Source organism: Flavobacteriales bacterium (assembly GCA_025210295.1).
Lineage (GTDB): Bacteria > Bacteroidota > Bacteroidia > Flavobacteriales_D > Parvicellaceae > S010-51.
Map to the genome: position 1 here is coordinate 1 of JAOASC010000043.1, position 20,659 is coordinate 20,659.

Annotated in this window: 19 protein-coding genes; 14 read left to right on the plus strand and 5 right to left on the minus strand. The window is 33.7% G+C overall.

Annotation, left to right across the window (positions count from 1 at the left end; all coding sequences use genetic code 11):
* From N4A35_12620 to N4A35_12675, 12 genes are all read left to right on the plus strand, one after another.
* The coding region (locus N4A35_12620; GenBank protein ID MCT4582248.1) for an OmpA family protein at positions 1-290 on the plus strand (290 nt) is incomplete at its 5' end.
* A 149-nt stretch (positions 291-439) separates the two neighbouring features.
* Positions 440-3,115, plus strand: a complete 2,676-nt coding sequence (locus N4A35_12625) for a YfhO family protein (GenBank protein MCT4582249.1) — start codon at positions 440-442, stop codon at positions 3,113-3,115.
* Positions 3,116-4,030: a glycosyltransferase family 2 protein gene (locus N4A35_12630; protein MCT4582250.1), complete on the plus strand. Its 915-nt coding sequence runs from the start codon at positions 3,116-3,118 to the stop codon at positions 4,028-4,030. It begins immediately after the preceding gene.
* A complete protein-coding gene (locus tag N4A35_12635) occupies positions 4,027-4,902 on the plus strand; it encodes a hypothetical protein (protein MCT4582251.1) in 876 nt (291 codons plus the stop codon). Before N4A35_12630 ends, N4A35_12635 begins: the two co-directional genes overlap by 4 nt.
* A gap of 82 nt (positions 4,903-4,984) precedes the next feature.
* On the plus strand, positions 4,985-6,004 hold the full coding sequence (gene pseB, locus N4A35_12640; protein MCT4582252.1) for a UDP-N-acetylglucosamine 4,6-dehydratase (inverting): 1,020 nt from the start codon (positions 4,985-4,987) through the stop codon (positions 6,002-6,004).
* Between the two features lies 1 nt (position 6,005).
* Positions 6,006-7,160 (plus strand): UDP-4-amino-4,6-dideoxy-N-acetyl-beta-L-altrosamine transaminase, encoded by a 1,155-nt coding sequence (gene pseC / locus N4A35_12645; GenBank protein ID MCT4582253.1) that lies wholly within the window; start codon positions 6,006-6,008, stop codon positions 7,158-7,160.
* Positions 7,153-7,845: a pseudaminic acid cytidylyltransferase gene (pseF, locus tag N4A35_12650; protein MCT4582254.1), complete on the plus strand. Its 693-nt coding sequence runs from the start codon at positions 7,153-7,155 to the stop codon at positions 7,843-7,845. The genes pseC and pseF overlap by 8 nt, the downstream gene beginning before the upstream one ends.
* Positions 7,835-8,863: a hypothetical protein gene (locus N4A35_12655; GenBank protein ID MCT4582255.1), complete on the plus strand. Its 1,029-nt coding sequence runs from the start codon at positions 7,835-7,837 to the stop codon at positions 8,861-8,863. Before pseF ends, N4A35_12655 begins: the two co-directional genes overlap by 11 nt.
* The gene (locus N4A35_12660; protein MCT4582256.1) at positions 8,844-9,329 is read left to right on the plus strand and encodes a GNAT family N-acetyltransferase; all 486 of its coding nucleotides are present in this window, start codon (positions 8,844-8,846) and stop codon (positions 9,327-9,329) included. Before N4A35_12655 ends, N4A35_12660 begins: the two co-directional genes overlap by 20 nt.
* Positions 9,326-10,585: an ATP-grasp domain-containing protein gene (locus N4A35_12665; GenBank protein ID MCT4582257.1), complete on the plus strand. Its 1,260-nt coding sequence runs from the start codon at positions 9,326-9,328 to the stop codon at positions 10,583-10,585. Before N4A35_12660 ends, N4A35_12665 begins: the two co-directional genes overlap by 4 nt.
* Before the next feature lie 12 nt (positions 10,586-10,597).
* A complete protein-coding gene (gene pseI, locus N4A35_12670) occupies positions 10,598-11,602 on the plus strand; it encodes a pseudaminic acid synthase (GenBank protein ID MCT4582258.1) in 1,005 nt (334 codons plus the stop codon).
* An 8-nt stretch (positions 11,603-11,610) separates the two neighbouring features.
* Positions 11,611-13,098 (plus strand): polysaccharide biosynthesis C-terminal domain-containing protein, encoded by a 1,488-nt coding sequence (locus N4A35_12675; protein ID MCT4582259.1) that lies wholly within the window; start codon positions 11,611-11,613, stop codon positions 13,096-13,098.
* Here the strand turns inward: N4A35_12675 and N4A35_12680 are convergent.
* The 5 genes from N4A35_12680 to plsX form a co-directional block, all read right to left on the minus strand.
* Positions 13,095-14,369 (minus strand): DNA photolyase family protein, encoded by a 1,275-nt coding sequence (locus tag N4A35_12680; protein ID MCT4582260.1) that lies wholly within the window; start codon positions 14,367-14,369, stop codon positions 13,095-13,097. The two genes, N4A35_12675 and N4A35_12680, sit on opposite strands and share 4 nt — an antisense overlap.
* 74 nt (positions 14,370-14,443) lie before the next feature.
* Entirely contained in the window at positions 14,444-15,784 is a 1,341-nt protein-coding gene (accC, locus tag N4A35_12685) for an acetyl-CoA carboxylase biotin carboxylase subunit (protein MCT4582261.1), read from the minus strand.
* A 91-nt stretch (positions 15,785-15,875) separates the two neighbouring features.
* Positions 15,876-16,406, minus strand: coding sequence for an acetyl-CoA carboxylase biotin carboxyl carrier protein (gene accB, locus N4A35_12690; protein ID MCT4582262.1), 531 nt, complete (start codon positions 16,404-16,406; stop codon positions 15,876-15,878).
* A gap of 142 nt (positions 16,407-16,548) precedes the next feature.
* A complete protein-coding gene (locus tag N4A35_12695; protein ID MCT4582263.1) occupies positions 16,549-17,538 on the minus strand; it encodes a ketoacyl-ACP synthase III in 990 nt (329 codons plus the stop codon).
* A 12-nt stretch (positions 17,539-17,550) separates the two neighbouring features.
* The gene (gene plsX / locus N4A35_12700; GenBank protein MCT4582264.1) at positions 17,551-18,495 is read right to left on the minus strand and encodes a phosphate acyltransferase PlsX; all 945 of its coding nucleotides are present in this window, start codon (positions 18,493-18,495) and stop codon (positions 17,551-17,553) included.
* Between the two features lie 118 nt (positions 18,496-18,613).
* Between plsX and N4A35_12705 the strand changes: the two genes are divergently transcribed.
* Complete coding sequence (locus N4A35_12705; protein MCT4582265.1) at positions 18,614-19,954, plus strand: dihydroorotase; 1,341 nt, start codon at positions 18,614-18,616, stop codon at positions 19,952-19,954.
* 11 nt (positions 19,955-19,965) lie between these two features.
* A complete protein-coding gene (locus N4A35_12710; GenBank protein ID MCT4582266.1) occupies positions 19,966-20,610 on the plus strand; it encodes a DUF4296 domain-containing protein in 645 nt (214 codons plus the stop codon).
* The last annotated feature ends 49 nt before the right edge of the window (positions 20,611-20,659 follow it).

Sequence of the window (20,659 nt, forward strand, 5' to 3'; positions counted from 1 at the left end):
ATACAGACTGTAGAGGTAGTATGAAGTACAACGAACGATTATCCGATCGACGAGCAAAAGCATCGGCAAAGTATATTGCTTCTAAGATCACTAACCCAGAGCGTATTTATGGTAAGGGTTATGGAGAGTCACAGTTGATCAACCATTGTGCTTGTGAGGGACGAGTAAAGTCTAAGTGTAGCGATGAAGAGCATCAGGCAAATCGTCGAACAGAGTTTCGAATCACAAAGATGGATGCTAACATAGGCGTTAAAAACAACAGCCCACAATCGTTTGAAAAAGGAAAGTAAAGATATTAAATTGTTAACTGAAAGCCGTTATAGATTGTCTATGACGGCTTTTTTATTGTTAATAAAAGAGAATATTTGAAAATTAACTTTTGGAGTAAACTACATCAAGTATTAAAATTATATATTTGCCTGTTATAACAATTGAAGCTATGAATTTACAACTGAAGTCGTTCCTACCTCATTTAATTGCGATAGGATTATTTTTGATTATTTCAATATCATATTTTTATCCCGCATTAAATGGTTATGCAGTTAAATCTCATGATGTGAAGACCTATAAAGGAATGTCTAAAGAGTTAATCGATTTTAGAGCAGAAAATGGAGAGGAAGCACTTTGGACCAACTCAATGTTTGGGGGAATGCCAGGAAACCAAATATCGATCAAACAAAATGTATTGACAAAAAAGTTTAGGGATTTTTTAAGGTTATGGCTTCCATATCCGATAGGAGTTGTGTTTCTTTATTTTCTCGGTTTTTATATTCTATTATTGAGCCTAAAACTTGATTATAAATTAGCAATAATAGGAGCCATAGCTTTTGGTTTTTCAACTTACTTTTTTGTGATTATTCAGGCAGGACATATCACTAAAACATTTACGATAGCATTTATGGCTCCAACATTAGCGGGTATTATACTGGCTTATAGGGGGAGGTTAATTATTGGATTGTGTGTTTTTGCTCTGTTTTTAGCGCTTGAGTTGTTGTCAAATCACCTTCAAATAACGTATTATTTTATCTTTATTATTCTAGCAGTTGCGATTAGTGAAATGATTCGTTTTATTAGAGCTGGAGAGTTTCCTAAGTTTATGAAAATATCATTCTTTCTCTTAGCTATCTCCGTTTTACCCATTTTAACAAGTTTAGGAAACTTGTGGGGAACTATAGAGTATGGAAAGCATACGACAAGAGGGAAAAGTGAGTTGACTAATAACAAGGTTAATAAAACATCTGGTCTTGATAGAGATTATGTGACAGCATGGAGTTACGGAAAAGGAGAAACGTTTAGCTTAATGTTGCCTTATGTGAAAGGTGGAGCCAATGTTCCTTTGTTTATGTTACATGAGTCTCAAGTAGAAGATGAGCGTTTAGAAAGTCTAAGTGGAGATATGAATAGCCAGATAAAACAACAAGTGTTTAATCAGGTGAAAAATGAGACCTCTTACTGGGGGAATCAATCCTTTACTTCTGGAAATGATTATGTGGGAATCATTGTTGTATTTCTGGCCTTATTAGCATTGTTTTTTGTTAAGGATACGTTGAAATGGGCGCTGTTAAGTGTTATTATCTTGAGTGTCATGTTGTCTTGGGGTAAAAATATGATGTGGTTGACAGATTTCTTTTTAGATTATATACCAGGTTATAATAAGTTTAGAACAGTAAGTATGATATTAGTGATAGCTGAGTTATGTCTACCTATCTTAGCAATGTTATTTTTAGGATATCTGGTTAAACATCGTGAAGAGATAAATCAGAATATAAATAAGTTTTATGTCGTTTCAGGAGCTTTTTTATTGTTTTTGATTCTGTTGGCTGTAACTCCAGAAACCTTTTTTAACTTCTTTCCTAAGGGACAAGGTAAATTGACGCTTGAATACTTGCAGCAAGTTCAACCTGATATGTCGGCAGAACAACAAGTAGGAGTGATGTCGTTTTATAATGGAGAATATTATCCCTTTTTAAAGAAAGTTAGAATTTCAATTTTTCAATCAAATGTTTATAGAGGGCTTGCATTTTTTGCTATTGCAACAATTGTTATACTTGGATTTATAAAGGATAAGATTAATATATTGGGAGTAAGTATAGTTTTAGGTCTTCTCACAATAGTTGATATGTGGTCAATTAATTCAGGATATATCAATTCTAAAGATTATGATAACGATTCTCGATTTTGGACAGAGAATACTAAAGGAAAGATTCCATATAATGTTTTTGCTGGTGACGAAATGATTTTTCAAAGAGAAGCTGCCAGTAATCCTATTATTGTTCAAGAAGCTGAACAAAAAATAGCACAAGCAAAAGAAGAAAGCGAAGATGGACTTTCTCCTAGAGAAATAGCAGCAATTAAGTATGGGGTGTTGAATAAATATACCAACTTTAGAGTGTTTTCAGTAAGCAATCCTTTCAATGAATCGCGTACAAGTTATTTCTATAAGTCTTTAGGTGGGTATCACGGGGCGAAGTTAAAGCGCTATCAAGAGTTAATTGATTCTTGTTTAAGTAAGAATAACCAAAAAGTAATGGACATGTTAAATGCAAAATATGTTGTCCAATATCAAAATGATCCGAAAACAGGAGAACAAAATAACACCTTAGCTCAACAAAGAGGAACAGCTTTAGGTAATGCTTGGTTTGTTAATGATGTTAATATAGTAGAAAATGCAGATGAAGAAATCGTAGCTTTAAAGGAAGAAAATGGTTTTGACCCTGCAAATACAGCTGTAGTTGATAAACGATATAGTGATCTTTTAGAGAAAGATGAATTATTGAAAAGAGACAAAGCTGCAACAATAACAATGGAAAGTTATGCTCCAAATTATTTGGTTTATAATACTAAATCAAATACTAATCAGATAGCAGTCTTCTCTGAAATATTTTATGATTTAGGTTGGGAAGCATATATAGATGGTGAACCTGTTGAACATTTTAGAACAAATTATGTTTTGAGGGGAATGTCAATTCCTGCAGGAGAGCATAAAATTGAATTTAAGTACAGCTTAAAATCATATAGCGTGGCATCAATAGTGTCTCCATTAGCATTTATAGCTATCCTTGCGTTGTTGGGGTATGGTGTTTTTTCTTATTATAGGGAAAATAAACAGGTGTAAATGATATCAATCATTATTTCTACATACAATAGAGAGCAATATATCTCTCAATGTTTGGAAAGTATAGCTGCTCAGCAAGGTGATCAGAGTAGTTGGGAGCTTATTATTGTTAATAACAACAGTACAGATAGTACAGATACTTTAATTAAAGAATTCATAATGAAGTATCAAAAAGTTATCAATGTCTCTTATTATAAAGAACATCAACAAGGGCTTTCTTTTGCAAGGAATAAAGGGATAGAAGAGGCTAAAGGTGATTTTTTGGTGTTTATTGATGACGATGCCTTTTTAGTACCTAATTATATAGAAGAGCTTCAAAAGGCTCTAGAAGTTTATAAAGGAGAGTTAATTGCATTTGGAGGGAAGATAACACCTTATTTAGAGTCTGATTTACCTGAGTGGATGTCATCTTATCTTATGCCATTGATGTCTGTTTTAGATATGGGAAATAGCGTAATTGAATTTAAGCAAAATAAATTTCCTATTGGAGCAAACATGGGGTTTTCCAAATTGTTGATTGATAAAGTTGGAGATTTTAATGTAAACTTGGGTAGAGTAGGAAAAAACACATTAGGAGGTGAGGAAAAAGACTTGTTTTTTAGAATGAGAAAAGTAAAAGCAAAAATCTATTATTTTCCATCAGTAATTGTTCAACATGTTGTACCTGATGCCAGATTAACACATGGTTTTATAAAAAAACAGGCTATTGGAATTGGGGTAAGTGAAAGAATAAGATCATCTTCTATAGGTAAATTAGAGTATGTGTATAGTCTCCTTAAGGAGGCTTATAAATGGGGAGGAAGCATTGTTTTATTTGTTGTGTTTACCCTACAATTTAAATACCCTAAGGCGCAGATGATTATTCGTTTTAGGAGCTGGGTGACTAAAGGATTACTAAAAGTTGAAAGTATATGAAAGGGACAACTTTTATAAAGGAACTATTAATGAGTTTAATTTCTTTGGTTAAAGTAATTGTCACTTCTAAGGGCTATGCTTTGACCAAGATTAAGCAGAATAAGGTTGTGGTGTTAGCTAATGGGCCATCTTTAAAAAGAGTAATAGAAGAAAAAGAAAATATTGATAGGCTTAAAGAAACGGATTTAATTTGTGTAAATTATTTTTGTGAATCCGAAGTTTTTAAGCTTTTGAAACCTAATTACTATATTATCTCTGCTCCAGAGTTTTGGATAGAAAATGTAGAAGAAGTATATGTCAAAAAGAGAAAATTAATGTATGATACACTGGTTCGAGAAGTGGACTGGAGTATGGAGTTTTATATTCCTTTTCAAGCAAGAAAAAATGATTTTTGGCGACAAATTCTGAAAAAAAATAAACATATTCATATTATTTTTTATAATGATGCTACTGTAGAGGGACTTACCTTTGTTTCAAAAGCTATTTATAATAGAAAAATGGGAATGCCTAGAAGTCATAATATTTTAGGAAATGCACTAATGATGATGATTTGGAAAGGTTATAAAGAAATTGGTGTCTTAGGTGCTGACCATTCTTGGCTCCCAACGGTAAATGTTACAGAAGATAATGTCGCATTGTTAACGCAAAGACATTTTTATGAGAAGAAAAAAGCGGAAGCGAAAGCCATGAGGAAAAAGGGGGTTGGGCAGAGAAAATTGCATGAAATTATTTTTAAATTTTACCTGGCCTTTAAGTCTTATTTTGAGATAAAAGAATATGCTTCTGAAAAAGAAGTAGAGATCATAAATCTTACAGAGGGATCTTATATTGATGCATTTGAAAGGTCTAATCTCGAAACTTACTTAAAATAGAATAATATTATTACCTTTATCTTTGGTAGTGTTATGAGGGATCTAACTTTACCAAATTAAAATAAATATGTAATCAAATTATATGGTTTTTTCATTAAACAATAAAGCAATATTGATAACAGGAGGTACTGGATCTCTAGGAAAAGCATTGACAAGAAGAATCTTTAAAGAGTATCCAAATGTAAAGCGGTTGGTTATTTTTTCAAGAGATGAACAGAAACAGTTTTTGATGGCACAAGAATTTCCGAACCATGAATACAAAGCTATTCGCTACTTCATAGGAGATGTAAGAGATGCTAGTCGACTAAAAAGAGCAATGAAAGGAATTGACTATGTCATTCATGCAGCAGCAATGAAACATGTGCATTTAGCTGAGTATAATCCAATGGAATGCATTAAAACCAATATTATTGGAGCAGAAAATGTCATCAATTCTTGTTTAGAAACGGATGTGACTAGAGTCGTTGCATTATCAACAGATAAGGCGGCTGCACCAATCAATTTATATGGAGCTACAAAGTTAGCTTCTGATAAGCTATTTGTTGCAGCGAATAACATTAAAGGAGATAACCAAATCAAATTTTCTGTAGTTCGTTATGGAAATGTAATGGGGTCTAATGGTTCTGTTATCCCCTTTTTCTTATCGAAAAAAGATGACGATTTTTTACCAATTACAGATAAAACAATGACCAGGTTTAATATCACGCTAGATGGAGGGGTAGACATGGTCTTACATGCTTTAGAGCACGCTTGGGGAGGAGAAATTTTTGTCCCTAAAATCCCGTCATATAGAATTACAGACATTGCAATGGCCATTGCTCCTAATAAAGAACATCGTGAAATAGGAATAAGACCAGGAGAAAAAATTCATGAAGAAATGATTACATCTTCCGACTCTTTTTACACTTACGACTTAGGAGAGTATTATTCGATTATACCAAGTGTTCCTAATTGGAATGTAGAGGAATATCAGGCTGCATTTAATGCGACTAAAGTAAAAGGTGGATTTGTCTACAATTCTGGTGAAAATGAAGATTGGGAAACTCCAGAATCTCTAAGAGTTTTAATCAAAGATCATGTAGATCCAACATTTAGTATATAAGATGCAAAGCAGAAAAATACCCTATGGGCGACAAAGTATAGATGCCGTAGACTTAAAAGCTGTAGAAAATACCCTTTTGGCTGATTTTTTAACACAGGGACCTAAAGTTGCTGAGTTTGAAGAAAAGTTTGCACAATATGTTGGAGCAAAGTATGCAGTAGCAGTATCAAATGCAACAGCTGGTCTACACCTTTCTGTGTTAGCCTTAGGATTAAAACCAAAAGAAAGAGTAATTACAACCCCAATTACATTTGCAGCAACAGCAAATTGTATTAGATATGCAGAGGGAGAAGTTTGGTTTGCTGACATTGATCCTGATACTTATTTATTAGACATTAATAGTGTAAGAGCATTAATAGAAAGTAAACCTAAAGGTTTTTTTAAGGGAATTATACCTGTAGATTTTGCTGGGTTGCCTGTTAATTTGGAAGAGTATAGAGCTTTAGCTAATGAACATAACTTATGGATTATAGAAGATGCATGCCATGCTCCAGGAGGATCATTTACAAGCACTTCAGGTAATGTTGAAAGTTGTGGGAATGGAAAATATGCTGATTTAGCTGTTTTTTCATTTCACCCAGTTAAACATATTGCTTGTGGAGAAGGAGGAATGATAACGACAAATTCAGAGGAGTTGTTTAAAAAGTTGTTGAAACTAAGGTCTCATGGTATAACTAAAGAAAATCTTTCACAAAATGATGGAGGGTGGTATTATGAAATGCAAGAACTAGGTTTTAATTACCGTTTAACAGATATTCAGTCGGCTCTAGGAATTACGCAATTGGCCAAAAATAATAAAGGGGTTGAAAGGAGAAATGATATAGCTCAACAATATAAAAAAGCTTTTGATGGAGTCATAAAATTTCAGGACTTACCCAATGGTGTTTTAAATGCTCATCATTTGTTTGTCATTGAGGTTGAAAAAAGAAAAGAGTTGTATGATTATCTACATGAAAATGGAATTTTAGCCCAAATACATTATATACCTGTTCATCAATTGCCTTATTATAAAGAAATAGGTTATGATGGAGCGCGCTTGAACCATGCTAATGCTTATTATCAAAAATGCATAAGCTTACCAATGTTCCCGAGTTTAACTAATGAAGAAGTGGCTTATGTCATTGAAAAAACTTTGAACTTTGTAAATAATGCCTAATCTATGCATCATACCAGCCAGAGGAGGAAGTAAAAGGATCCCAAGGAAAAATATCAAAAACTTTTTAGGGAAACCCATTATTGCATATTCCATTGAGGCAGCTTTGGAGTCTGGTTTGTTTGATGAAGTTATGGTTTCTACTGATGATTTGGAGATTGTAGCTATAGCAAAAAAATATGGCGCAGTTGTTCCCTTTATGAGAAGTCCCAAAAATTCGGATGACTATGCGACGACTTATGATGTTATTGAGGAGGTCATAAACGGTTATCAAAATTTAGGAAAAGTTTTTGAAAACACATGTTGCCTATATCCAACGGCACCTTTTATAACAGCATCAAAGCTAAAATCAGCAAGTGAGCTGTTGAAAGAACAAGATATAGAAGCTGTTTTTTCGGTTGTCAAATATTCTTACCCTATACAAAGGTCGCTGATTGTAAATCAGCAAGGAGCAATTGAAATGAGTTGGCCAGAAAACAAAACGAAAAGATCTCAGGACTTAAATGATCATTATCATGATGCGGGACAGTTTTATTTTTATGAAACTAATGGATATTTGCAAAAAAAAGGCGTATTTAATATGCTGTCAAAACCTATTGTATTTTCTGAACTTGAAGTACAAGACATCGATAATGAGGTAGATTGGAAACTAGCAGAGTTAAAATATAAGCTACTTAATGGAGAATGATCAACAAATTAAAATAATTGTATCAGCAAATTCAACAATTGGATTTGGACACTTAAAAAGAAGTCTGGTATTAGCTGATGAATTTAGAAATAATGGTATTGAAGTTCAATTTTTACTTTTTTCAACACCTCTTCAAATTGTAACGGCTAACATCAAAAACTATCATTATCAACTGTTCGACAGTCAAGATGAATTAGTCAACTTTGTATTGAGTTTACCAGCAAGTTTTTTTATTATTGATTCTGATAGTACCTATTTTTCAAGCCAAGCGTTCAATGCTAGCTTAGCTCAAAAACAAAGTCGCTCGTTAATTGTTACAATCAATAATAAAATTAAACACTATAATGATGTTCTTTTTAATCAGAATCTAATGTCGTTGTATCAAGATTTTCAAACGCAAGAATCTTGTGAATTGATTCTTGGACCTCAATATTTTATTTTTGATAAAAGAGTAAGAGCAATTAAGCCTCCAATAAAAGCTGAGACAAGAGAAAAGAAAAAGATACTCATCACTTTTGGAAGTTCAGATCCCTCAGATAATACCATAAAAGTTCTTACAAGTTTAGAAAATTACTTAACTCAGTTTGAGCAGGTCATTGTAGTAATAGGAGGGATGTATAAAAATACTGAAAGCCTGTTGCAACACCCTTTTATTTTGAACAATAAAGAAAAAGTTGCCGTACACATTAATACCAACGAAATGTATCAATTAATGGAAGAAGCTGACATCGCTATTACATCAATGGGGTTAACTTATTGGGAGTTAGTGCTGCATAAAGTACCTTGCATGGTCGTCTCGTCAACTCCTCGAGAAAAAACTCAAATAGGCTTCTTTTGTGAACATCAATATGCACATTATTTAGGTGATTTTAATGATGAAAACTGGGAAAATAAATGGAAATTGAATGTCGAAAAATATCAGGATGATTTAAAAATAGATGATCTTTACAATAAGATTAATGTTAATGGAGTGGAATTACTCGTAAAAAGAATAATGGATGTTATACAGAGAAGCTAAAAAGGAGGATTACACTTCTTTTTATAAGTTGAGAAGTGAAAAAAACAACTTATTTTGGACAGGTTATGAAGCAGCTCCCGATTTTGAAAAGTTTCAACTTTGGTATAATGATCGCTTAAAAGATGAAAAAAGAAAGATTTATCTCTATTTTGAGGGAGATCAAATTATTGGGTATTTAAATTTTGATATTTATGAAAGCCATGTCGCAATTGGTTATGGGGTAGACAGTAGTTTGCAGGGAAAAGGATATGGTTCAAAAATAGTTGCATCAGTTTTTGAGATTGCAGAAAAGCATCAACTTAATGTAAAACGAATTATCGCGTGGATTTCAGAAGTGAATATTGGATCTCAAAAAGTGGTGGAGAAGAATAACTTTACCCAATCCAAAGAATCTGAAAAAAGAAAGCGATTTGATCGTATAGAGACTTATTATTTGTATGAATATTTATTAGAACAAAGTCAATGAAAAAGGTACTAATTATAGGAGCAGGAGTTGAACAAGTCTCTGCAATTAAGAAAGGTAGGGAATTAGGTTTATATGTTATTGCAACTGATATGAATCCTGATGCTCCAGGTGTTAAATATGCTGACCAATTCTACAAAGTCAGTACAACAGATAGTGAAAGAAATATAAAAATAGGTCTAGAAGAAAAAATTAATGGAGTATTTACTGTATGTTCTGAAACTGCTGTTACAACAGTAGCTGAAGTTGCTAAAGCGTTAAATTTAAAATCATTTAGTTTGGATACAGCCAGAAAAGCAACGAACAAACATGAAATGAGAAAAGCTTTTCAAAGGTATAACATCAATGTTTCTCCAAATATGATTACAAAAGACTTCAGTAAAGCAGAAGAATTTTGGGAGGAGAACACACCTCCTTTTGTCATTAAACCTGTTGATAGTAGTGGACAAAGAGGAACCTTTGTTTTAAAAAATAAAGAAGAGTTTGAAGAGAAATTTAGTCGGTCCAAAGCAGCGTCTTATTCAGGTGAAGTGTTGATAGATAAGAAGATAGAAGGCAGGGAGGTTCATGTTACCATGCAGGTAATAAAAGGAGAAGTATTCTTCTTAGCCATTACAGATAGGGTAACGCTGGATAATGAAAACTTTGGAATAGCTGTTCGCCATATTGGTCCGTCTATTCTTAAGAAAGAGGTAGAAGAAGAGATTAAAAAAGAATGTGAAAAAGCAGTAAAGTCAATCGATTTAAAAGATGGAGTAGCAACATGCGAAATTATCATTGATAAAAATGATGAACTGTTTTTTATGGAAATAGCAGTTCGTGTACCAGGTGGATATTTGAGGGAGGTAGCAATGCTGTTGAGTGGGGTAGATGTAGTTGAAGCTACGATATTAAATGCCATCCAAGATATTGAGTCGCTAGAAGCCATCACTAACCATAAAAAGTACGATTATATTTCAGCTAAATTTATTACAGCTAAGAATTTACCAGAAGAGGTAAATCGTATTACTAAAATTGAATTGAATTATCAGAATGATCAATTAAAACTGTTCAATAAACATTTTGATGGAGAGTTTGTCGTAGAAGACTTGAAAAGCTCTGTTGGTAGATTTGCTGTAATTATTGCGGTAGGAAGAACAAGAAATGAGGCGGTAGACATTTCAGAGGAAGCATTTAAAAGCATATTAATAAATGGAGTACATTCGTTAAAAGCGTATGACAACTATAATAAGTTTAATGCTAACTTTAAAACAGATTAAAAGACTAGAGAGATGACATATATAATAGCAGAACTATCGGCTAATCACAACAATGATTTTGAGCTAGCAAAGAAAACCATAAAGGCCATGAAAGAGTCAGGAGCTGATGCCGTTAAATTTCAGACCTATACTCCAGATTCTATGACTTTTGATATTGAGGGAAAGGATTTTGAAGCGAATCCACATAGTATATGGGCTGGGAGAAGACTTTATGATTTATATAAAGAAGCTGCAATGCCTTACGAATGGCAAAAAGATTTATCAGAATATGCATTGTCTCTTGGCTTAGAATGGTTGTCTTCTCCTTTTGATACCCAAGCAGTCGATTTTTTAGAAACCTTGGATTGTCCAATGTATAAAATAGCATCTTTTGAGATTTTGGATATTCCATTAATTGAATATGCTGCATCAAAAGGAAAACCAATGATTATTTCTACTGGAATTGCTGTAAAAGAGGACATCGAATTAGCGATTGAAACTTGTCGTAAGGTAGGAAATAATGAGGTTACAATTTTAAAATGTACAACAGCTTATCCAGCACCTTTCGAAGAAGTTAATTTGAATACTATTCAGCTCTATCAATCAACATTTGATATAAAAGTGGGGTTGTCAGATCATACAATGGGAAGTGTAGTTCCTCTAGGAGCTGTAGCTCTAGGAGCTTCAGTTATCGAAAAACATTTTATTCTAGACCGTAGCATTGGTGGGCCAGACTCAAGCTTTTCAATGAATCCCGATGAGTTTAAAGCTATGGTTGATGCTGTACGTAAACTGGAAAAAGCATTAGGAAAACAAACATTTGAATTGACAAAAAGTACCGTTCAGTCTAGAACAAGAGGGCGTTCGCTTTATATTTCAAAAGACGTGGCGAAAGGAGAGCAAATAACTGCTGAAAATATACAGTCAATTAGACCTGCTTTTGGTTTGCATCCTAAGTATTATAGCGAAATAATAGGCAAGAAGTTTAATGCAGACTTCAAAAAAGGAACACCATTGTCTTTAAGTTTATTTGAATAAAAAATTAAATGGGAGAGATACAGAAACAAGGAATATCTAATTCGATTATTTTGATGATAGGAGCTGCTATAGGAGCTTTTAATGTCATGTTTCTGTTTCCTAGAATACTTCCTGAAGCTTATTTTGGATTGACGCGGGTTCTTGTTGAATTAACTTACATTATTCTTCAATTTGGTTTGGTGGGAGGAAATTCCGCAATTGTTCGCTTTTGGAGTAGGGTTCCAGACGGAAGTCAATTGTTTCGTTATGTAGCCAAATATTCACTTTTGTTTGCAGGAATTGTCTTGGTAGCTTTAATGCTGTTTAAAGATTCTATCATAAGTGTATATGTAGAGAAATCTCCTTTAATTGTAGAACATTACAATGGAGTATATGTACTGTTTCTTGCTGGACTAATATTTGAATTATTTGCAGCAGCATCAACAGGCATGTTGAAAACGCAACTTCCTATTTTTTTAAAAGAAGTAGCTATAAGGGTATATGTAACAGCTTTGATTTTAGTTTATTATTTTAAATTCATACAAGAAGATACTTTTATTCATCTTTTTGTTTTAGGATATGTGTTAATAGGTCTAGTTATTCTTTTTTTCGTTGTAAAAGGGAAGAATTTATTAAAGAGTACAGAGGAGTTAGTTACAGAAAAGAAAAATGAAGTCTTTAAATTTAGGATCGCTAGTTTTTTTAATGGGTTCTCCAGTGGAATTGTCAACCGTCTAGATGTGATTATGATTGCAGCTCTTGTCAGTAGTGACCTTGTTGCAAATAGCGGATTAACCTTTGTTGCAATTTATTCGATTGCATTGTATACCGCTACATTAATAGAGTTACCCTCAAGAGGATTGTTTCCTATTTCTTCGCCAATAATATCTAAGTTTTGGATTCAAAATGAAATGGATCAAATCACTAAGGTGTATAAGAAGTCTTCTATAAATTTGTTTACAATAGCTTTACTTCTCTTTTTCTTATTAGGGTTAAATATTGATGCGTTACTTTCTTTTTTAAAAGCAAGTTTTATTCAAGCCAAACCGGCGATGTTGATTTTAGGCTGTGCAAAAGTTTTTAATATGTTATTGGGAGTCAATAATATTATTCTAGCGACTTCCAAATATTATTTAATAGGAACATACACCATGATAGGACTGATTCTATTAACTTTTCTATTGAATTATTGGTTAATACCTATTTATGGCGTAAATGGCGCAGCTATAGGGTCTTTAGTTAGCCTTGTTGTGTACAATTCGGTTAGTCTATTTTTCCTTTGGTTTAAGTTTAAGATGCAGCCATTTTCATGGAATACGATAAAGGTCCTTTTACTAGCAATTATTGCTTCTTATTTAACAAGTTTTATTGAGATAGATAATGTTTACTTTTCAATAGCAATTAAAACCATGGTGTTTTCAACGTTGTATCTGCTTCCAGTTTATTTATTTAAAATTTCTGAAGACATTAATAATGTTGTTGATCAAACCCTATCAAAAGTCTTTAAAAGGGGTTAATTTAACCCATCTTTATAGGTTTTTAAACATCTTTCACGGGCAAATTTATGATCGACTATCGGTTGTGGATAGGTTAGCTCTTCTAGGTCTGGTACCCATTTTTTAATATATTTTAGGCCTTTGTCAAATTTTTTTATTTGTTCTGTAGGATTAAAAATTCTAAAGTAAGGAGCGGCATCACAGCCTGTTCCCGCAGACCACTGCCAATTACCATTGTTTGCAGCCAAGTCGTAATCGAGTAGTTTTTTAGCAAAATAGGCCTCACCCCATTTCCAATCAATCAATAAATGTTTACATAAAAAACCAGCTGTAATCATTCTAACTCTATTGTGCATATAGCCTGTTTTATTCAATTGGCGCATACCAGCGTCTACCAATGGATAACCTGTTTCTCCTTTGCACCATTTGTCAAATTCTTGTTGATTGTTCCGCCAGGCAATGCGGTCGTACTTACTTTTAAAGTTGTTCGATTGAACATGAGGGAAGTGTGCCAATATTTGCGTAAAGAATTCACGCCATATTAACTCGCTAAGGAAAACCTCACTTTCTTCAGGAAGTTCGTTGATTATTTGTCTAATGCTAATTGTCCCAAATCGTAGGTGAGGGCTTAAATAACTCGTATTATCTAATGATGGGAAATCTCTAGTTTGGGCGTAGCTTTTTAAGTTTTTAAGTGTAAAAGACTTTACCTTGATAGGGCTTTTTATAAAACCAAGATCTTCAATTGTAGGTAGTTTATAATCACTATGGTTCAAAGCATAAAAGTTACTTTCCAACGGGGCTATATTAAGTTTTTGGAATTCGATTAACCACTTTTTTTTATATGGAGTATACACGGTATATGGAGTGAGGTCTGCTTTTAAAACCTCATGTTTTTCAAAACAAACATGATCCTTATAACTGTGAATTTTAATGTTAGCTTCTTTCGCTAAGTTGGAAACCGTTTCATCACGATGAATAGCATAAGGCTCATAGTCTCTGTTAAAGTGTATACTATTAATAGTATATTCTTTGAAAAGCATTTTCCAAATGTCTACCACATTTCCTTTAAAACAAAGTACAGATGAATTGAATGGTTTTAGTCGTGCGTTTAATTGTGTTAAAGACTGGTGTATAAAAGATACGCGTGCATCGTCTTTGGGGAGTCCGGAAAGAATGTCCTCATCAAAAATAAATACTGGTTGTACATTTGTATAGTGCGTTAAAGCAAAGTGTAAAGCAGTATGATCTTCTAGTCGTAAATCTCGTCTAAGCCAAACAATGTTCATCATAAGAATCAAGGTATAAAAAAAGGCTTTTACTAATAATAGTAAAAGCCTTTTTTATCATTTCTTAACAAAATTAATTATTCCTTTATTTCGAAATCTTCCATAAACTTTGTAGTAAAGTCACCAGCGTTAAATTTTTTATCTTCCATTAATTGTTGGTGAAAAGGAATTGTTGTATGAATCCCTTCAATAATATACTCTTGTAAAGCTCTTTTCATTTTTGTAATTGCTTCCTCTCTCGTTTGAGCAACAGTAATTAATTTTGAAATCATAGAGTCATAGAAAGGAGGAATTGAGTAGCCAGCATAAACATGCGTGTCTATTCGAATACCATGTCCACCAGGAGTATGATAATGATTAATTTTACCAGGAGAAGGCATAAAGTTTTTAAAAGGATTCTCAGCATTAATTCTACACTGGATAGAGTGTCCTACTGGGAAATAATCTTTTCCGCTGATTTTCTCTCCGGCAGCAATTTTAATCTGTTCTTTAATTAAATCAAAGTTAATCACTTCTTCTGTAATGGTATGCTCTACTTGAATACGAGTATTCATTTCCATAAAATAGAAGTTTCTATGTTTGTCAACCAAGAACTCAACTGTTCCTACCCCTTCATAGTTTACAGCTAAAGCAGCTTTTTTAGCAGCTTCTCCCATTTTTGCTCTTAACTCATCAGTCATAAATGGAGAGGGAACCTCTTCAACTAACTTTTGGTGTCTTCTTTGAATCGAGCAATCTCTCTCAGACATGTGGCAAGCATTACCATATTGGTCAGCAGCAATTTGAATCTCAATATGTCTTGGCTCTTCGATGAACTTTTCCATATACATCCCATCGTTTCCAAAAGCAGCAGCAGCTTCTTGTCTAGCCGAATGCCAGTTGACTTCTAATTCTGCATCATCCCAACATACACGCATCCCTTTACCACCACCACCAGCAGTAGCTTTGATCATTACAGGATATCCAATTTTGCTAGCTGTTTTTATGGCATCGTTCAAGTCCTTTAAAAGTCCTTTTGACCCTGGTACAGTTGGAACTTTAGCTTTAATCATTGTTGCTTTGGCAGATGCTTTATCTCCCATTCCTTCTATTTGTTCAGGAAGTGCCCCAATAAACTTAATGTTATGTTCCTGACATACCCTAGAAAAATTAGCATTTTCAGATAGGAATCCATAACCAGGATGAATAGCATCAGCATTGGTGATTTCAGCCGCAGCAATGATGTTAGGTATTTTTAAATACGATTCAGAGCTCGATGCAGGTCCTACGCAAACAGCTTCATCTGCAAATCGTACATGTAAGCTATCTTTATCTGCTGTAGAGTAAACAGCAACTGTTTTTATTCCCATTTCTTTACATGTTCTTATTACACGCAAAGCAATCTCGCCTCTATTGGCAATTAATATTTTTTTAAACATACTATAATCTGTTATTGTATAAGAAGAATGTCCTTATAAGTAATCAAAATAAGATAATTCAGTAGCTATATAGGCTAAACTGTTTTATATCTTATGAAGGATCAACTAAGAATAAAGGTTGGTCAAATTCAACAGGTGTTGCGTCGTCAACCAATACTTTAACGATTTTACCAGAAACTTCTGATTCAATTTCGTTAAATAGTTTCATCGCTTCAATAATACAAATAGGATCACCTTCTTTGATCGAATCTCCTACAGAAACAAAAGCTGGTTTGTCTGGTGATGGAGAACGATAAAATGTTCCAATCATTTGAGATTTAACAGTAATATAGTTTGCTTCTTCATCTTTAGCAGGTGCAGCAGCAGCTGGTTCTTTTACTTCTACAGTTGCGCTAACAGCAGGTGCAGCAGCAACTTGAGCAGGAGCAGCTTGTACAGCCTGAGGCATAGCTACAGGTACTTGCTGTTGGATGATTTGTGGCTCTTCTTTAATGTTCGATTTCTTTTTTGCTAAATAATCAGATTTGATTAAGATTTTGAACTCTTTTTGCTCTATTTCTACTTCATTGACTCCAGCACGAGCTACAAATTTGATTAATTCTTGAATTTCACTAAGTTTCATGTGTGTTAATTTTTAATTTTTCAACGGCAAGCGTTGATACTTTTAATAAATATTCATTCTAGGGTAGCTAAGTTAATAAATTCTTAATTACACCCTATTTTATTCTTAATTAAATGAGTTTGTTTTTGATAAATTATGGTTTTTAATCGATGGCCCACTTTAGGTATATCGCCCCCCATGTAAAACCACCACCAAATGCAGCTAAAACAATATTGTCTCCTTTTTTGAGCTTGTCTTCCCACTCCCAAAGACATAAAGGAATTGTTCCAGATGTAGTGTTTCCATATTTTTCAATGTTTATCATAACTTTTTCTGTAGAAAGTCCCATTCTTCTGGCTGTAGCATCAATTATTCTTAAATTGGCTTGATGCGGAACTAACCACTGAACATCATCTGAAGAAAGGTTGTTTTTCTCCATAATTTCAGCACTAACGTCAGCCATATTGGTTACAGCGAATTTGAATACAGTCTGTCCCTCTTGGTGAACATACATCGCTGGCGTTTCTACATTTTCTTTGGTAATTGGTTCAAGTGAACCTCCTGCTTGTTGAATCAAATATTTTCTACCAGATCCATCAGCTTTTAAAATTGAGTCTTGAATTCCAAGACCTTCTTCATTAGGTTCCAATAAAACTCCTCCAGCTCCATCACCAAAGATAATACAAGTAGCTCTGTCGTTATAATCAAGAATGCTTGACATAATATCACCACCAATAACTATGACTTTTTTGGCTGAACCGTTTTCAATAAATTGTTGTCCTGTAGTTAAGGTATATAAAAAACCTGAGCAAGCTGCACTTAGGTCAAATCCCCAAGCATTTTTTGCTCCTACTTTATCGCAAATAATATTAGAAGTACTAGGGAATCTATGGTCAGCGGTAACTGTACCAACAATAATCATGTCGATTTCTAATGGAGAGATTCCTCTTTTCTTGCAAATTCCTTCAACAACCTCAACTCCTAAATCAGATAGCGCTCTACCTTTTTCAATGATTCTCCTTTCTTTAATTCCTGTTCGAGAAACAATCCATTCATCATTGGTGTCTACCATTTTTTCCAAATCAGCATTGGTCAATTTGTTGGATGGGACCGCACCGTGAATTGCTGTGATTGCTGCTGTAATTTTTTTCATACTTTCCTATTGTTATTTAAAGGCGGCTTGTATTTTTTGAGGTAATTGGGCTTCAACTAAATCTTTAGATAGAAGCAACATACTCTTTATCGCTTTAGCTGAAGATATACCATGAGCTAATAAAACATTACCATTAACTCCTAATACAGGAGTAGCTCCATAATTTTCGTAATTAAAGCGTCTAAAATAATCATCTAATAACCCCCTTGTAGCAATTAGTTTGTAAAAAGCTTCAGCTTGTTTTAATACAACATTTCCTGTAAAACCATCACAAACAATCACATCAGCATCTACACCACCACCATAGATATCTCTTCCTTCTACATTTCCTACAAAATTGAAATCTGAAGTGCCATCCATGAGTTGGTAAGTAGCCTGGGTTAATAAATTGCCTTTTTCTTTTTCTTCTCCTATATTTAATAATCCGACTTTAGGATTTTCAATGCCGTAAACAAATTCAGCATATATAGAACCTAAAACGGCAAATTGATATAAAACATCTGGTTTACAATCCGCCACGATCCCAACATCGAGAATAACAGCTTCTTTTCCATTTTGTTTGGGTACAATAGAAGCTACACAAGGTCTATATACCCCCAATATTGGACGTATAGAAAACATTGCTCCTACTAAAATGGCTCCAGAATTACCAGCACTACCAAAAGAATCAATAGCTCCCTTTTTTAAGAGTTCAAAACCTTTTGAAATACTAGAATCTGGTTTTAGTTTTAACGCCCGCGTTGGATGTTCTCCCATTTCTACTACCTGAGTCGTATGTACAAAATCGAAGAGCGATTCATCTACTTGATGTTCAGCAATAATTTCTTTCGCTTTGTTAGAATCTCCTATAAGAACAATACGTGCAGATTCAGGTAATTCTGCCTGAGCTTTAATAGCCCCTTCTACATTTGTTCTTGGCGCAAAATCGCCTCCCATTATATCAATTCCTAATTTCACGCCCGAAAAGTACTAAGAAATTTTCGAATGAAGGGATTATTCGATAAAAACTAACTATTTTTGTGTCAATTTTTATAGAAAACGAATAGAAAAGCACCACTTATTAAATAATAGCATCATGAAATCAACTTTGTTAAAAAACGTTACTATTGTAAATGAGAATACAACTTTTAAAGGAAGTGTTCTGATAGAAGGAGAACTGATTAAAACTGTTTCTAAAGAACAATTACCAGAAGAAGGAATCGATCGCGTAATCGATGGTGAAGGTCGTTTTCTAATCCCAGGGTTGATTGATGATCAGGTGCATTTTAGAGAGCCTGGGCTAACCCATAAAGCTAATCTTAAAACAGAGTCAAGGGCTGCCGTTGCAGGTGGAATAACTTCTTTTATGGAAATGCCCAATACTGTACCGAATACAGTAACACAAGAATTGTTACAGGATAAATATGATATTGCTGCTCAAGACTCTATTGCTAATTATTCTTTCTTTTTTGGAGCAACCAACGATAATTTAGAGGAAGTCTTAAAGACAAACCCTAAAGAGGTTTGTGGTGTAAAAGTGTTTATGGGGTCATCTACAGGAAATATGTTAGTCGATAACCGAAAAACCTTGGATGGATTATTTGCTGAATGTGAACTGTTGATCGCAACACATTGTGAGGATGAAGAGACGATCCAAAAAAACTTAGCGTTTTACAAGGAAAAATATAAAAATAACATACCTATTTCCGCACATCCTATCATTCGTAATACAGAAGCGTGCTATAAATCTTCTTCAATGGCAGTAGAACTTGCAACGAAACACAATGCTAAATTACATATATTACACATCTCTACAGCCAAAGAGCTAGCTTTATTTGATAACTCCAAACCTTTGTCAGAAAAAAGAATTACAGCAGAGGGATGTGTGCACCATGCATGGTTTACCGATGCCGATTATGAAGAGAAAGGGTCATTCATCAAGTGGAATCCTGCTGTTAAGACAGCTCAGGACAGAGCAGCAATAATCGAAGCAATTAATAATAATACAATTGATGTCTTAGCCACAGATCATGCTCCTCATACTTTAGAAGAAAAAAACAACAATTATTTAAAAGCTCCATCTGGAGGGCCTTTGGTACAACATGCTTTGCTAGCTTGGTTAGAGTTGGTGAAAAAAGGAGCGTTTACATTGGAACATATTGTACAAAAAACGAGTCATGACGTTGCGACCTTGTTTCAAATTAGTAACAGAGGGTACATTAGAGAAGGATATTATGCAGATTTAGTACTGGTAGATTTTGATAATGATTGGGAAGTAAATAAAGATAATATTCTATATAAATGCGGATGGTCTCCTTTTGAAGGGGTACGATTTACCTCAAAAGTTGAAAAAACATTTGTAAATGGAGCATTGGTATATGATAACGGAGAAATAATCGAGGGGACTAATGGAAAGCGTTTGTTGTTTGAAAGATAAATAAAGGAATAATGAAAGTGATATTGTTTTTATTGACGATGGTGCTCTTCATGTCTTCATGTGGAGAGGTAACCGTAGATAAAGAAGCAAACCAAGAAAATATTTTATCAGTAGAGGTGTTTACTGATTTAATGACTGATGTTCAACTGCTGGAGGGACACCTGAATACCAATCGTGTAAATCAGGTGTTTATTATGGATAGTTCCAAAAACTATTATAAGGAAATCTTTAATCGTTATGAGATTACACCTGAAATCTATAAAGAAAATTTAAAGTATTATACTGCAAAACCTAAAGTTTTAGAAGCAGTATATAAGAATATAGAGGAAAAATTGGTCATTCAGGAAAGGGTTTATAAAGATGTGCTCATTGATCAACCAGCTATATCTCCAATTAATAAAAATCAGTTAATAAAAATCTTACTTAAAGATTCTTCAACAGTTAATTTTGTGTTAGATACCAATTATCAATACTTAGAAATAAAGGATTCTTTATTTGCTTATTACAACGACTCCATTTTAAAGCCTTTTCACACCAATCATTTATCTTTTCAACAGAGCTTTAATGTTACCACGCATACAGCACCACTTTTTAAGTTGTTTAAACAAGAGTTACAAAGAAAACTAACGGATAAAGTAGCGGAGGGGAAATATTAAAATTAGGAAATGGGTTCAATATTTTAGTAGAATTTACTTTTAACTTTCA